General features: G+C 68.7%; 14 protein-coding genes. 11 read left to right on the top strand and 3 right to left on the bottom strand.

Annotated elements, in window-relative coordinates; translation table 11 throughout:
• Positions 1–119 precede the first annotated feature (119 nt).
• Entirely contained in the window at positions 120–824 is a 705-nt protein-coding gene (locus tag MUN76_RS11015) for a GntR family transcriptional regulator (RefSeq protein ID WP_244684647.1), read from the bottom strand.
• A 111-nt stretch (positions 825–935) separates the two neighbouring features.
• Here MUN76_RS11015 and MUN76_RS11020 point away from each other — a divergent pair, with 111 nt between their 5' ends.
• The 11 genes from MUN76_RS11020 to MUN76_RS11070 all read left to right on the top strand — a co-directional run bounded on the left by MUN76_RS11020 (position 936) and on the right by MUN76_RS11070 (position 10,808).
• On the top strand, positions 936–1,949 hold the full coding sequence (locus MUN76_RS11020) for a flavin reductase family protein (protein WP_244688756.1): 1,014 nt from the start codon (positions 936–938) through the stop codon (positions 1,947–1,949).
• 2 nt (positions 1,950–1,951) lie between these two features.
• The gene (locus tag MUN76_RS11025; RefSeq protein WP_244684649.1) at positions 1,952–3,496 is read left to right on the top strand and encodes an aldehyde dehydrogenase family protein; all 1,545 of its coding nucleotides are present in this window, start codon (positions 1,952–1,954) and stop codon (positions 3,494–3,496) included.
• A 38-nt stretch (positions 3,497–3,534) separates the two neighbouring features.
• Positions 3,535–4,587, top strand: a complete 1,053-nt coding sequence (locus tag MUN76_RS11030) for an LLM class flavin-dependent oxidoreductase (protein ID WP_244684650.1) — start codon at positions 3,535–3,537, stop codon at positions 4,585–4,587.
• Entirely contained in the window at positions 4,584–5,360 is a 777-nt protein-coding gene (locus MUN76_RS11035) for an alpha/beta fold hydrolase (protein ID WP_244684652.1), read from the top strand. The genes MUN76_RS11030 and MUN76_RS11035 overlap by 4 nt, the downstream gene beginning before the upstream one ends.
• A gap of 37 nt (positions 5,361–5,397) precedes the next feature.
• Positions 5,398–5,748 (top strand): carboxymuconolactone decarboxylase family protein, encoded by a 351-nt coding sequence (locus tag MUN76_RS11040; protein WP_244684653.1) that lies wholly within the window; start codon positions 5,398–5,400, stop codon positions 5,746–5,748.
• A 72-nt stretch (positions 5,749–5,820) separates the two neighbouring features.
• Complete coding sequence (locus tag MUN76_RS11045; protein ID WP_244684655.1) at positions 5,821–6,900, top strand: extracellular solute-binding protein; 1,080 nt, start codon at positions 5,821–5,823, stop codon at positions 6,898–6,900.
• The gene (locus MUN76_RS11050) at positions 6,897–7,778 is read left to right on the top strand and encodes an ABC transporter permease (RefSeq protein ID WP_244684657.1); all 882 of its coding nucleotides are present in this window, start codon (positions 6,897–6,899) and stop codon (positions 7,776–7,778) included. Before MUN76_RS11045 ends, MUN76_RS11050 begins: the two co-directional genes overlap by 4 nt.
• The gene (locus MUN76_RS11055; RefSeq protein ID WP_244684659.1) at positions 7,775–8,575 is read left to right on the top strand and encodes an ABC transporter permease; all 801 of its coding nucleotides are present in this window, start codon (positions 7,775–7,777) and stop codon (positions 8,573–8,575) included. Before MUN76_RS11050 ends, MUN76_RS11055 begins: the two co-directional genes overlap by 4 nt.
• Positions 8,576–8,600: 25 nt before the next feature.
• Positions 8,601–9,728 carry an ABC transporter ATP-binding protein gene (locus MUN76_RS11060; RefSeq protein ID WP_244684661.1) on the top strand — a complete coding sequence of 376 codons (1,128 nt, stop codon included), beginning with the start codon at positions 8,601–8,603 and terminating at the stop codon, positions 9,726–9,728.
• A gap of 4 nt (positions 9,729–9,732) precedes the next feature.
• Entirely contained in the window at positions 9,733–10,140 is a 408-nt protein-coding gene (locus tag MUN76_RS11065; RefSeq protein WP_244684663.1) for a cupin domain-containing protein, read from the top strand.
• Positions 10,137–10,808, top strand: a complete 672-nt coding sequence (locus MUN76_RS11070; RefSeq protein WP_244684664.1) for an amino acid synthesis family protein — start codon at positions 10,137–10,139, stop codon at positions 10,806–10,808. Before MUN76_RS11065 ends, MUN76_RS11070 begins: the two co-directional genes overlap by 4 nt.
• Here MUN76_RS11070 and MUN76_RS15575 read toward each other — a convergent pair.
• Positions 10,805–13,447 carry an MFS transporter gene (locus MUN76_RS15575; RefSeq protein ID WP_346730388.1) on the bottom strand — a complete coding sequence of 881 codons (2,643 nt, stop codon included), beginning with the start codon at positions 13,445–13,447 and terminating at the stop codon, positions 10,805–10,807. The genes MUN76_RS11070 and MUN76_RS15575 overlap by 4 nt on opposite strands.
• Positions 13,444–14,070, bottom strand: a complete 627-nt coding sequence (locus tag MUN76_RS11085) for a Pr6Pr family membrane protein (protein WP_244684666.1) — start codon at positions 14,068–14,070, stop codon at positions 13,444–13,446. Before MUN76_RS11085 ends, MUN76_RS15575 begins: the two co-directional genes overlap by 4 nt.
• Positions 14,071–14,166: the final 96 nt, after the last annotated feature.

Genomic DNA, 14,166 nt, shown 5'->3' on the forward strand with positions numbered 1-14,166 from the left:
GCTCGGCGTCGACCTGCCACCCTTCAGCCGAGCTGCCACCGTCCATGCGCCGAAATGGTGGCATTTCGACGACTCGGTGGCAGCTCGGCAAGATTGGGAGAGCCCGGATCCCGCCCCGCTCAGGCGATCGAGCGCGAGTACTCTTCGAGGTTGCCCTCGCGGAACAGCCGCACGGCGCGCGACGCCTCGTTGATGTGCTCCACCGTGAGTCGCACCGCTTCATCCGCGTCCCGGCGGGCGAGCGCACTGACGATCTCCTGCAGCTCCGCCAGTGACTGCTGCCCGCGTCCGGGAACGGCGAGGGAGTTGGACTGCGCGAGCGTGATGCGCTGGCGCAGCCCATGGAGCAAGCGCTGCAGCTCACCGTTGCCGGCACCTGCGAAGAGCACGTCGTAGAAGTCGGCCTTGATTGCGATCATGTCTGCGGGCTGGTCGACGACCTCGGCGAGCTCCACCAGGGTGTTCTGCAGTGCGCGGACGAGCTTGTCCGATGCGCGCTCGACGAACAGGCGAGCCGCGAGCCCTTCGAGCTGCGCCCGGATCTCGTAGATCTCCTGCGCCTCGGTGGCGGTGAGCCCGGCGACGATCGTGCCCTTGCCCTGGATCGAGCGCACGAGCCCCTCGGACTCGAGCTGCCGGAGCGCCTCTCGCACCGTCGCCCGTGAAGCGGTAGTGGCCTCGCAGATCTCCCGCTCGACGAGCGGAGTCCCCGGAGCCAGTGCCAAATGGAAGATCGCCTCGCGGAGATATTCCGCGACCTGATCGCGAAGGAGCGCGGGGCTGCGTTGGATGGAGCTCTCGGGGAGGGCGAAGGAGGGGGGCATGCAGATAGTGTAGCCCCAAACGTTAGACCTGTCAGACAGTTGACAGGTCAGTCAGCAGACTTGTAGGTTGTGATCACGCAATCGCAACGAAGGGATTCCGCAGTGGAAGCAATGCCCGCAGGATCGATCGGTCTCGCCAGCAACGGCACGATCGATGACATCAGCCATTACCGTCAGGTGCTCGGCTCGTTCATGACCGGCGTCACGATCATCACCACGATCGACGCCGACGGGCGCCCTCGAGGCATCACCGCGAACTCGTTCACGTCGGTCTCCCTCGACCCGCCGCTCGTGCTCTTCTGCGTCGACTACCGCGCGGCGAGCTACGAGACGTTCCAGCAGGCCTCGGGGTTCGCCATCCACGTGCTGAGCTCGGAGCAGCAGGATCTCGCACGCACCTTCGCCTCGAAGTCGGAGACGAAGTTCGAGCACCTCGACACCGACACCGGGGTGAGCGGGGCGCCGATCCTGCGCGATGTGCACGGCTGGCTGGACTGCGAGCTCAGCGAGGTCGTTATCGCGGGTGATCACGCGATCATCATCGGCGAGGTCAAGCGGTACAGTGCCGCTCCCGCGCGGCCGCTCGGCTTCTACCAGGGCCGGTTCTTCGGATTCAACACCGATCAGGAGATCAGCGCGACCGTGCCGCAATCAGCGAAGATCACGGTGGGCTGGATGATGCAGAGCCAGGACGGCAACGTGATCGCCGCCCCCGCAGCCGACGGCGGATTGGCGCTCCCGCAGAGCACGCTGAGCGCGAGCCGGATCCACGCCGCCGCGCTCACCGAAGAGGCCACCGAGCGCTTCGGTCTACCCACCAGCACCGAATTCCTCTACTCGGTCTACGAAGGCCACGGCGATCAACTGACCCTCGTGTACCGCGGGCAGGTTTTCGCGGACTCGGAGGACCTGCGTGCGGCGGGCTATCTGGCGCTGCCACCCGGGGAGGTCGACCCGACGAAATTCCACGGCCCGGGCGAGGAAGCGGTCGTCGATCGGTATCTCGAGGAGCTGGCGAACGCGCGCTTCGGGCTCTACGCGGGGTCGCTGGCCGAGGGATCGATCGCGCACATCCAGGACATCACGTCCGATCACCGACCCAGCCGAGCGAAAGAGAGCGTCTGAACATGCGAGCACTTCCCGCGGACCTGGATCTCAGTCTCGCCTCCCGTATCGCGGACGATGGGGCGCAGCTCTTCATCGACGGCGAACTCCAGCCGGCCCACTCGGGGCGGACCTTCGAGGCGATCGACCCCTTCACCGACGAACCGTGGCATCGCGTCGCGGACGCCGATGAGACGGACGTCGACCGTGCGGTCGAAGCCGCCCGGCGTGCGCAGGTGACCTGGGCGGCGACCTCCGCCTACGATCGCTCGCGGGTGCTGCTCGACATTGCAGACGCGGTCGAGTCCCGCGCGCAGGCATTCGGGATCCTCGACACACTCGACAACGGCAAACTCCTCAGGGAGACGAGCGCGCAAGCGGCCGGCGTGGCGCACTCGCTCCGCTTTTCCGCCGGCAACGCGGAGAAGATCGAGGGGGTGACCGCACCCGCGTCGAAGCCCGACCTGCTCGCGATGACCGTGCGCGAGCCGATCGGCGTCATCGGCATGATCGTGCCATGGAACTCGCCCGTTCCCCTGCTCATCTCCGCCGCCGCACCCGCGCTCGCCGCCGGCAACGCGGTCGTGGTGAAGTCGTCCGAGGACGCCACCGCTTCCATCCTCGCGTTCGCAGAACTGGCGCACGCGAGCGGGCTGCCGGCGGGGCTGCTGAATGTCGTCTCCGGCCGGGGGTCGGCTGCCGGCAACGCGCTCGTGCGGCATCCGGCGGTGCAGAAGATCGTGTTTACCGGAGGAGACGAGGTCGGCCGAAGGGTCGCCGTGTCGGCCGCCGAGCTGTTGAAGCCGGTCATGCTCGAGCTCGGCGGTAAATCGCCGCAGATCGTGTTCGCGGACGCGGACCTCGACCGCGCGGTGAACGGCCTCGTCGGCGGGGTGTTCGCCGCGATGGGGCAGACGTGCGTCGCCGGTGGTCGAGCGCTGGTCCACGTCGACGTGCACGACGAGCTGGTGGAGCGGCTCGCCGCGCGCGCGGCGACCCTGCGGTTCGGCGACCCGCTCGATCCCGCGACCGAGATCGGGCCGCTCGGCTCCGCTCGGCAGCTGGAGCGCGCACGCGGGTTCGTGGAGCACGCCCACGCCGATGGTGCGCGCCTGGCCGCGGGAGGGGGGACCCGCCCGACCGGAGCGGGCGGCGGCAGCTTCTTCGAGCCCGCGGTCTTCGCCGACGTCGCCCCCGAACACCGCCTCTACCGTGAAGAGGTGTTCGGTCCGGTCATCGGCTTCACCCCGTTCTCCGACTTCGAGCACGCGATGGAACTCGCCAACGCGACCCGGTTCGGGCTGGCGGCCGGGGTGTGGACTCAGGACATCGATACCGCACTGCGCGCCGCGCGGCGCATCGAATCGGGGACGGTGTGGGTCAATACCTACCGCGCCCCCGAGGCGTCGCTCAGCGCGGGAGGCGTCAAGGACAGCGGTTACGGCCGCCTCGGCGGTCGGCGGGAGCTCGAGGAGTTCACCCGCGAGAAGACCGTCATCATCAACTACTCGGGGATCGGGAACGATCCGTTCGTCATGGGCGGCTCCGCCCGTCCGTCCGACTCCTGAGCATCCGATCTCGATCACGACGAAAGCAGAGGAACGCAGTGGAATTCGCAATCATGCTCGACCTCGGGCGACGCAGCCCGGACATCAGTTTCGAGGAGAATCTCCGGCAGATCACCGAGATGGTGCGCGTCGCCGAGGAGGTGGGCTTCTCCGCGGTCTTCGTTGGGGAGCACCACGGCCACGAGATGACGATCGCACCGGCGCCGTTCACGCTGCTCACCCACCTCGCCTCCGTGACTGAGCGCGTGCGACTCGGCACCGCCGTGCTGTGCGCGCCGTACTGGCACCCGATCCGTCTCGCGGGTGAGGCCGCGCTCTTCGACCATCTCTCCGGAGGTCGACTTGAGCTGGGGATCGGGCGAGGCGCCTACCCGTACGAGTTCGCTCGCATGGCCAACGGAATCCCGCCCGAGATCGCTCGGGAGCAGCTCGCGGAGTTGCTCCCCGCACTCCACGGACTCTGGAAGGGTGACTACGCGCACGACGGCACGCTCTGGAAGTTCCCCCAGACCACGACGACCCCGCGGCCCCGCACGGCGGACGGGCCGCCGCTCTGGGTCTCGGCGCGGCATCCGGACGTGTTCGACATCGCGATCCGCAATCGCGCGAACATCATGGTCGCACCGCTCTCGCTCGGGATTGAGGAGGTCGAGTCGCTCCGGGTCAGGCTGAACGAGGCGGTCGAGCGCGCAGATGCCGACTACACCCCGCGCATGATGGTGCTGCGGGACACCTACGTCGCGGAGGACGAGGCCGGGATCGAAGCGGCCATCGACGGGGTGCTCTACGGTGACGGCTACTTCACGAATCTCTTCCGCACCGATGGCGACGTCGAGGACGGCTGGGTGAAGTGGGTCGATCCCGAGTCGATCGACGAGCAGGCGGACCGCTTCAAGCGCGATGAGATCCGCAGGAACCAGATGTTCGACACCGCCGAGCAGCTGCGCGCACGACTGGCCGAGTACGAGCGGCTCGGCACCGACACCTATCTCTACAACGCGACCTGGGGGCTCTCGTTCGATGTGGAGGTCGAATCGATCCGGAGATTCGGCCGGGAGGTCATCGCGACGTACGAAGGTGCGGCGCCGTGACCGCGTTCGAGGTCTCGCACCCCGACGGACGGGGCACGCCGATCGTGATGATCCACGGCGTCGGCGATTCCCTCCAGTCCTGGGAGGAGGTCGCGGGCCGGCTCGACGCGGACCGTCCGCTCGTCCGCTACACCCTCAGGGGGCACGGGGAGCGGGGACACAACGCGCCGCCTCCCTACGAGATGAGCGATTTTGTGGCCGACCTCATCGCGCTGCTCGACGAGCTCGGCTTCCCGCGGGCTATCCTCGCCGGCTTCTCGCTGGGCGGGCTCATCGCGCAGGCCGCCACGCTCGCGCACCCGGATCGTGTGGCGGGACTCATCGTCGTCGGCAGCGTCGCGAACCGCTCGGAAGCTGAGCAGCAGCGCGTACTCGAGCGATTTCGCGAGGTCACCGCATCCGGCCCCCTCGCGGTGGCACGGCAGAGCGTTGATCGCTGGTACACCCCGGCCTACCTGGCCCGGCACCCCGAGGCACGTGAGCAGACGCTCGGGCGCATGGCTCAGTTGGAGCCGGAGTGCTACGCCGCGGCCTACCGCGTGCTGGCAACGAGCGATTTCGCCGAGCATCTCGGGGCGATCACCGCGCCGGTGCTCGCGATCGCCGGAGACGGCGACGTGGGGTCGCCCCCGCACATGTCCAAATTCCTGGCCCGGCGAGTGCAGCGGGGGAGCGCGATCGTCGTTCCGGGCGTGAAGCACCAGCTGCTCCAGGAGACCCCCGACACGATCGCAAAGGAGATTGATCAGTTTGTCCGAACACAAGAACTTTGAACCCTTGTTCTCCGAGGGAATGGCGGTGAGGCGACGCGTGCTGGGAGACGCGTACGTCGATGCCGCCGTCGGCCCGGACGATCCGCTGACCCGGGCCTTCCAGCCCTTCATGGTCAGCTACTGCTGGGGCGAGATCTGGACCGATGACACGCTGCCACTCGCGACTCGGAGCATGCTGGTGATCGCCATGACCGGTGCCCTGGGGCGGCTCGAGGAACTCGAGATCCACACGCGGGGAGCCCTGCGCAACGGCGTCTCGCCCGACGAGCTGCTCGCGGTGCTGAAACAGCTCACCGTCTACTGCGGAGTGCCCGCCGGTGTCGGCGCGATGAAGGTCATGCGCCGGATCATCGCCGAGTTCGAGCAGGACGCAGCTCCGGCCGCGTGAGTACGCGCGCGGCTTCCGTGCCGCGACCGAATGACCACTGAACGACACGAACTGAAACTGAAAGGGAACGAGATGCGAAAGCGTATTCATTCAACACTGGCGTTGGGCGCCGCTTCGCTCGTCGCCGGCGCCATGCTGGTGGGGTGCTCGACGGGAAGCGGGGGCGACGGCGGTGCCGCGTCCGGAGAACCGCTGACGCTGGTCACCTGGGGCGGTACGACGGAGGAAGGGTACAAGGCTGCGTGGGCCGACCCGTTCACCGAGGCGACCGGCATCCCCACCGAGATGGTGAACCCCGTGGACTACGGCAAGCTCTCCGCGCAGATCGAGGCCGACCAGGTCGTCTGGGACTGGGTGGACCTCGAGGGATGGTTCACGGTGCAGCACTCCGACTGGTGGGCGGCCACGAACACTCCGGAGCTGACCATCGACGCCGATGATCTCATCACGCTGCCGGGCGCCGCGGAGTCCGACGCCGACTGGGCACTGCCGAGCGGTTCGTACTCCTTCGTGATCTCCTACCGCACCGACGCCGTCGACACCGCCCCGTCGACCTGGGAGGAGTTCTTCGACACGGAGCAGTTCCCGGGCAAGCGCGGCGTGTACAACTGGCCCTACGGCATGCTCGAGGTCGCGCTGCTCGCGGACGGGGTGCCGTTCGAGGAGCTGTATCCGCTCGACATCGATCGTGCGCTCGCGAAGCTCGACACCGTGCGCGACGACCTGGTCTTCTGGAACTCGGGTGCCGAACTGCAGCAGATGATGTCGTCCGGCGAGGTCGACTACTCGTTCGCCTGGAACAACCGCATCGCGGCGCTCGCCGAAGAGGGCCAGCCCGTCGCGATCGACTGGGGCGAGAACCTGCAGGACGGCGGGTACATGGTCACCGCGAAGAACAACCCGCAGCTCGACGAGACGCTGGAACTCTTCGCCTCGGCGATCACGACCGAGACCCAGACGAAGATGGCGGAGGCCACCGGGTACTCGCCCATCCTGCGCTCCTCGTTCGAGGCTCTGCCGGCCGAGGATCAGCCCTGGTACAACGTCCACCCTGACAACATGGACCAGGCCGTCGGCTCGATCAACCTCCAGTGGTGGGCGGAGAACTTCGACACCGCGGTCGAGAAATGGAACAGTTGGGCTGGTCAGTGACCACCGACGTCATCACCCTCCGTGACCAGGCCGGCCGCGCTCGCAGCGGTTCGGCCTGGCACGCGGCGCCGGGGCTTCTGTTCGTCCCGGCGCTGATCATCCTGGTGCCCATCTTCCTCGTGCCGACGGCCATTCTCCTGGTGTCGAGCTTCACGAGCGAGGAGGGAGTGTTCTTCCAGTACCAGCGCATGTGGGAGAGCGACCTCGTGCGGGCCGTCCTGCTGCGGAGCCTCGGCATGGCGCTGTTCGTCACGCTCGTCTCCCTGGTGCTGGCGATCCCGTATGCATCGATCGCGCTGAAGTCGCGGCCGCGCCTCCGCAGCGTGCTGCTCGGGGCGGTCACGGCCTCGCTCTTCTTCAGCGTGCTGGTCCGGGCGTACGCCTGGCTGGCGCTCCTCGGGCACGGCGGTCCGGTCCTCGGGTTCCTCGAGGGTCTCGGGATCGACACGGAATCGCTGCAGCTCGTGAACAGCCCCACCGGCGTGGCGATCGGCATGGTGCAGTACGGGTTGCCGTTCATGGTGATGTCGCTCACCGACGTCATGGGTCGCCTCGATCCCAACATCGAGCGGGCCGCCGCGGTGCACGGTGCGGGGGCGACGCGTCGCTTCCTGACGGTGACGCTGCCCCAGCTCACCCCGGGCATGCTCGCGGGGTCCACCATCGTGTTCGTCACGACGCTCGGCTACTTCGTGATCCCCTCGATCCTGGGCTCGCCACGGGAGATGATGATCGGTCAGCTCATCAGCGACCAGGTCGGCACGACGCTCGACTGGAGCTACGGCGCCGCGCTCTCGAGCGCGCTACTCGTCATCACCTTCGCCGTCATGTTCGCGCTCCGCTCACTCGCCCGCCGTGTCGGAAGGAATGCCTCATGAGACAGCGCCGATCGACCCGCATCGTCGGGGTCATCTTCGCGTTCCTGATCGTCGGGTACCTCGTGCTGCCGGCGCTCGCGGTGATCCCAATGGCCTTCAGCTCGAGCAGTTTCCTCGAGTTCCCGCCCCCGGGATTCTCCACGAAGTGGATCGAGCAGTTCTTCGCGGATCCGGCCTGGACCGCCGCGCTCACCCGGAGCCTCGTGGTGGCCGCCTCGGCCGCGGTGATCGCGGTACCGCTCGGCACCCTGGCCGCGTACGCCATGGTCCGCGCCAACTCGCGCACCTCCCGCGCCACCGACCCGATCCTGATGATGCCCATGATGGTGCCGGTCGTCATCTCCGGGTTCGCGCTGTACGTCATGGTGCTGATGCTGCGGATTCAGGGCGGGCTCCCGCTCGTCGTCCTGGCGCACGTCGGGCTCGCCATCCCGTTCGTGGTGACCACGGTGACCGCGTCCCTCCGCACGTTCGATTTCAAGCTCGTGCAGGCGGCGCGCGTGCACGGCGCGAGTGCGACCCGGGCGTTCCTCGGGGTCGTGGTCCCGGTCATCGCTCCCGGCATCGCGGCGGCGACGCTGCTCTCCATCATGGTGTCGCTCGACGAACCGGTGATCGCGATGTTCGTCGCCGGCGACCGCGAGCCGACCCTGCCCGTCAAGATGTTCGCGAGCATCACCTACGAGCTGAATCCGGTCGTGCCCGTCGCGGCGACCGTGCTGACCCTCGCCACCTTCCTGCTGCTGGGGCTGAGCCTCGCGCTCACCGCGGTGTCTCGCCGCCGCGCCGCAGCCTGACCTCATGAGAAGAAACGGAAATCTGATGGCCTCCACCACACTCGCACCGGCCCGGGCACGATCATCCGAGGGCCCGGTCGGGCTCGAACTGATCGGCCTCGAGAAGCGCTACGGCGATGTCACCGCGGTGCAGGACGTGACCCTCTCGGTGCAGCCGGGGGAGTTCTTGACGCTCCTCGGGCCGAGCGGATCGGGCAAGACGACCACGCTCAACATGGTCGCCGGCTTCGAGACGCCGACCGCGGGGCGGATCCTGCTCGGGGATCTCGACATCACTCGGCTGGCCACGCACAAGCGCGGCCTCGGCATGGTGTTCCAGTCGTACGCGCTCTTCCCGCACCTGACCGTGCTGGAGAACGTGATCTATCCGCTGCAGCGGAGCGGCGGATCAGCGGCCGAGAAGCGGCAGCGGGCGACGGAGGCGCTGGAGGCCGTGTCGCTCGGCCACCTCGCAGGTCGCAAGCCGGTGCAGTTGTCCGGTGGGCAGCAGCAGCGCGTGGCGCTCGCCCGGGCGTTCGTCTCGAATCCGCCGATCCTGCTCATGGATGAGCCATTGAGCGCGCTCGACAAGTCGCTCCGTACGCAGATGCAGGAGGAGATCCGCCGACTGCACCAGGAGCTCGGGACCACCGTCCTGTTCGTGACCCACGACCAGGAGGAGGCGCTCGCGCTGAGCGACCGCATCGTCATCATGCGCGACGGCGGGATCGCGCAGCTCGGCACCCCGACGGAGATCTACGGTCTCCCGAACTCTCGCTTCACCGCCCAGTTCCTCGGCGCTGCGAACTTCCTCGACGCGACGGTGGCGCGCGACTCCTCCGGAGGAGTCGTCGAGCTGCGTGTCGCCGGTGGGATCGCCGCGACCGCCCGGACCGAGCACGTGCTGTCGCAGGGAGCGCAGGTCCAGGTGATGCTGCGGCCGGAGGACTGCGTCGTGGCGACTGGTGCGACAGCGCCGGGCAATCAGTTCTCCGCGGTGTTCGACGAGATCATCTTCCTGGGCGACCGGCTGCGGTGCACGGGGTCGTTCGTCGACGGCTCTCCGTGCCAGATCTGGTTGTCGCATCGGGATGCCCCGCTCGTCCGCGTCCAGGAGCCCGTCGCCCTCTGCTGGGACCCCCAGCGGAGCGTCGTGGTGCCGGCCGAGGGGTAGGCGCGTGGTGCACCATCGCATCAGTATTCCCCGTGCGTCCGCGACCGATCTCGCACCGGGCGGATCCGAGCACCAGGTCCGGTTCACGGACCTGGTCCCCGACGCCGACGGCGCGGTGGTGCTCGCGGTCACCCTGCCCCCGGGCAGCGACGTCGGCGGGTGGCATCGGCACGACCGGGGCCAGTACCTCGAATCGATCTCCGGGACCGGGTGGGTGCGCGAGCTCGGCGGCGCACCCGTGATGCTCGAGCCGGGGGACCGGATCTGGTGCCCGCCGGGGGTCGTACACCAGCACGGCGCGGGTCCCGACGCCGCGTGGGTGCAATTCTCCGTCACCCCGGGTGGAACGGAATGGCTGACCCCCGAACAATTGGACGACTGCGCGGCGCCGAACGGCGGCTCGCGCTCATGACGAAAGGCACAGACATGCGGGTTCGCAAGATATCGACGGTGATCGAGCGGGTGTTCGTGGAGGGGGGACGCGCGGTGCCCGAACCGTTGACCCTGTGCGCGGCGGCCGCCGTCATCCCGAATCCCTGGGTGGGACGGTTCGCCGAAGATCTCGGCCCGGAGGTCCGGGCGCAGGCACCGGAGCTCGCGCTCCTGCTGACCCAGGAGATCCTCTCCACGTTCGGGTCGGCTGATCGTGTCGCCGCGTTCGGCAAGGGTGCGATCGTCGGCATCGACGGCGAGCTGGAGCACGGCTCGGCGTTTCTGCACACGCCGTACTTCGGCAACATCATCCGTGAGCGGCTGGGGAGCGATCAGTACATCAGCTACGCCGATCGCCGCGCCGCGGCGGGCGCGCACCTCACCGTGCCGCTCGCGGACACGGTGAACTCGGGGATCCGCTCGCACTTCATCACGTTCGGGTTCTCGGTTCCGGACGCGCCAGCGGCCGACGAGCTCGTGATCGCGGTGGTGGCGGCGACCGGTGGCCGCCCGCACGCGCGCATCGGCGATCGGACCACGGATCGTCCCGTGGCGCTCGAGGAGTACCGTGAGCGCGCTCGGGCGATCGGGATCGACCTCGGCCCCGCGGCTGATCGCGACGCCGCCCCCGTGCCCGCCGCGCCCTAGACGTCCACCGCGTCGGGCGCCGGGATCTCGTCGGGCTTGTAGCGCGGCAGCCGCGACGCGGGCAGGATCGCGACCGCGCTCAGCCCGGCGAGCACGAGCAGCCCGAGCTTCAGCGCGCGCAGCCGCTCCTCCTCGTTCACCTGCACCGCAGCGTCCACCTGCGCCGGTGACGCGGCCGTCCGCCCGAGCACCTCTCGCAGCTCGTCGTTCGACACGAAGTTCACGCTGTCGAGGTCGACCTGGGCGACGAGATCCGCGGGCAGCTCGGGGTGCTCGACCACGGCGCGGCCGATGCCGACGCTGAGCAGCGCCACGAGCAGCGCCCCGACGACCGCGGTGCCCACCGCAGAGGCGAGGTTCTGCGTGCTGCCGCGCAGCGATCCCACGTCGCCCGCGAGCTCGGCGGGGGCCGACGTCACCAGCACGTTGAAGACCAGGGTGACGAGCGAGCCCTGCCCGATCCCGAACAGCACGAGTCCGAGGATCGTGGGCAGCGTCTCCCAGTTGTTGTTGACGACGAATGCGAGCCAGACGAGCGCCGCCGTGGTGCAGATGAACGCGGTGACCCCGATGGTGCGCGGCGGGAATCGGCGGTAGAAGCGCACGATCAGGGTCGCGGTGATGAACACCGTGAGGTTGAACGGCATCATGGCGAGCGAGGTCTCGAACGGCGTCCGTCCCTGCACGATCTGGATGTACATCGGCACCGTGAAGTTCAGCGCGGCCTCGAGACCCACGACGATGAACATCGCGTACACGGCCGAGCGCTCGCGGGAGGAGCGCAGGATCGAGAGGTCGATGAGCGGGGCCTTGCCCTCGCGCATGCGCCGCCTGGTCCACATGAAAAACGCCTGGCCGAGCACGATGCCGAGCAGGATCAGGAACGGGGCGGGGGAAAGGCCGAGCAGGTCGAACGGGGCCCCGGGGCCGGCGAAGAACGCACCCCAGCCGTTGAGATTGTTGAAGCCGAGCGTGAGCATCATGATCGCGAGGCCGATGAGGAGCGAGGCGACGAGATCGATCTTGACGCGTGCATCGCCCCGGTCGGAGCGCAGCGTGAAGCTGAAGCAGAAGACGGCGATGGCGAGCGCCAGCACGATCATGAAGACGGGTCGCCAGCCCACGAGCGTGCCGAGGGTGCCGCCGATCAGGAAGGCGCTGATGCCGGAGAGCGCGCGGGCGGAGCCGAGCGAACCGATCGCGGTGGCCTGCTGGGCACCGCGGTAATTCTCCGCGATGAGCGCGACGAGCGACGGGACGATGATCGCGGCCGCAGCACCGGCGAGCACTTGTCCGGCAATGGCCCAGGTGATCGTCGGGGCGAGGATCATCATCAGGGAGGATCCCGCGAAGACGACCACGACGCAGCGGAAGATGAGCACCCAGCCGATGCGCTGCCCGAGCTTCGCCCCGGTCATCACGAGCGCGGCGACCACGAGGCCGTAGACGACGATCGTCGAGCTCGCGACCGTGGGCGGCACCCCGAAATCGGCGACCATGCCGCCGATCGAGATGGGGAGCGCGGCGACGTTGAAGGACATGAGGATCTGCGCCAGGAACAGGCAGACCATCGGGACCCAGGAGCGCCGCTCCTCGGGCCGGGCCGGTGCGCTCGCGTGTGCTGTCTCGGTCACGGCATCCCCCTTTGATTCCCTGGGGTCAGCATAACCCTCAGGTTGCGCTCCGGCGCCCCTCCGTTGCCGCATCGATGCGCGACGATCCGAACCGCGGGATCCAGCACCCGACGCGCGCCCGATAGGCCTCGAACTCCGCCCCGAATCGGCCCGCGAGATCAGTCTCCTCGAGGGGCGGATCACCCAGTTCCACACCAGCGAGCCGCAGAGCGCGTACGCGACCACGAGCCACGATCCGAGCACCAGCCCGACGGCGACGCCCTGCGTGATCCCCGTGATGGCCATGGGGTTGCGCACGTACCGGTACGGACCGCTGATCACGAGTCGGCGCGGCATCGCGGAGGGCAGCGGAGTGCCCTCGCCGCGCGTCGACATGCTGATCGCGGCCCACAGCGCGAGGGCGCTCGCCAGCACGAACAGCGCGGCGCCGGTCACCCGCACGGCCGCGGGCGTCTCGATCGCGAGCCCCCACCGCGCCTCGACCAGCCAGATGAGCACCGGGATCACCCCCAGACAGAGCCCCCAGAACAGGGTGATCTGGAGTCCGGTCCGCGCTGCGTTGCGGGTGGCCGAGGCGGGGCGCGCCAGCCGGAACACGAAGGGGCCGAAGAGGATCCGCTCGGTCGGCAACCGACCGTCGCGCAGGAGGAGCACCGCGGCGATGCTGCCCGCGGCTGCGGCGAGCATCAGCAGGGCGCCCCAGCCCGCCTGGGTTGTGACCGTCGCGTAGAGCGCCATGCCGAGGGCCACCAGGAGTGTCCACCCGGTCGCGATCCAGGCGGCCCAACCGATGCCGGCCGCCGCGATCCCGGAGAGGATCACGAAGAGCGGGATGTCGAGCGCCGCAACCAGCATCGGGTGCAGCCCGCCGAGGGTGAGCTCCCGCACCCCGGGCACCGCGAAGACGCCGAGCCACCAGAGCGCACCCGCCGCGGCCTGCCCGGCGAAGTACAGGCGCCCGAGTGTGCGTCCGATCCGGAGTCGGGCCGGTCCGTCAACCGTCACGGGCGCTTCCGCGACCACCAGACGACGAGCCACGAGATCACGAGGAACACGACGGCGATGGCGGCGACGTAGAGGGCCACGGTGCCGTAGCCCTGAGAGGGATTGAGGAAGGGATAGGGCACCCAGCCATCGGTCGCGCCGCGCACGAGCACCACGGCGGTCCACGCCAGGGGGTACGCGAGCTGCCACAGGATCGCGGAGCGGGGCAGCGCGGTGCGGTCGGTCGTCAGCGCCCAGTCGAGGATCACGAGGAGCGGACCGAAGATGTGCAGCACCGCATTCGCCCACGGCACCTCCACGCCTCCCGCGGCGTGCACCGGCAGGAGGAGGGTGACGTAGACGAGCCCCACGACGATCATGCACACCGTCGCGAGTCCGCGAGCCGCGACGAGCCACCGGGGCTGCACCCCGGGTCGCACGAGACCCACGATGCCCGCGGCGAGGGCGACGAGCACGAGCAGCACGTTCGACTGGATCGTGAAGTAGCCGAAGAAGTTGAACGGGTTCACCGGTCCACGCGCGGCGGCGTCGACGAAGGTCGCGACGATGGCGGCGAGCGTGGCGAGGCCCCAGGCGAGGCGGGCGAGGGCGAGACCGCGTGGGGTCGCAGGGCGAGAGGGCATGCAGTCAGGGTATTGCACCGACGGAGCGCGAGATGAGTCGCACTTGAAAGTTCGGCATGGCGAACTTATACTTTCGAGTATCAAAACTTGATGATC

It is taken from the genome of Leucobacter rhizosphaerae (assembly GCF_022919175.1).
GTDB lineage: Bacteria > Actinomycetota > Actinomycetes > Actinomycetales > Microbacteriaceae > Leucobacter > Leucobacter rhizosphaerae.

Bases quoted from the DNA above. Each gene is read 5' to 3' on its own strand.
- MUN76_RS11045 (WP_244684655.1), top strand. From the start codon at position 5,821: ATGCGAAAGCGTATTCATTCAACACTGGCGTTGGGCGCCGCTTCGCTC.
- MUN76_RS11025 (WP_244684649.1), top strand. From the start codon at position 1,952: ATGCGAGCACTTCCCGCGGACCTGGATCTCAGTCTCGCCTCCCGTATC.
- MUN76_RS11020 (WP_244688756.1), top strand. From the start codon at position 936: ATGCCCGCAGGATCGATCGGTCTCGCCAGCAACGGCACGATCGATGAC.
- MUN76_RS11055 (WP_244684659.1), top strand. From the start codon at position 7,775: ATGAGACAGCGCCGATCGACCCGCATCGTCGGGGTCATCTTCGCGTTC.
- MUN76_RS11015 (WP_244684647.1), bottom strand. From the start codon at position 824: ATGCCCCCCTCCTTCGCCCTCCCCGAGAGCTCCATCCAACGCAGCCCC.
- MUN76_RS11070 (WP_244684664.1), top strand. From the start codon at position 10,137: ATGACGAAAGGCACAGACATGCGGGTTCGCAAGATATCGACGGTGATC.
- MUN76_RS11085 (WP_244684666.1), bottom strand. From the start codon at position 14,070: ATGCCCTCTCGCCCTGCGACCCCACGCGGTCTCGCCCTCGCCCGCCTC.
- MUN76_RS11060 (WP_244684661.1), top strand. From the start codon at position 8,601: ATGGCCTCCACCACACTCGCACCGGCCCGGGCACGATCATCCGAGGGC.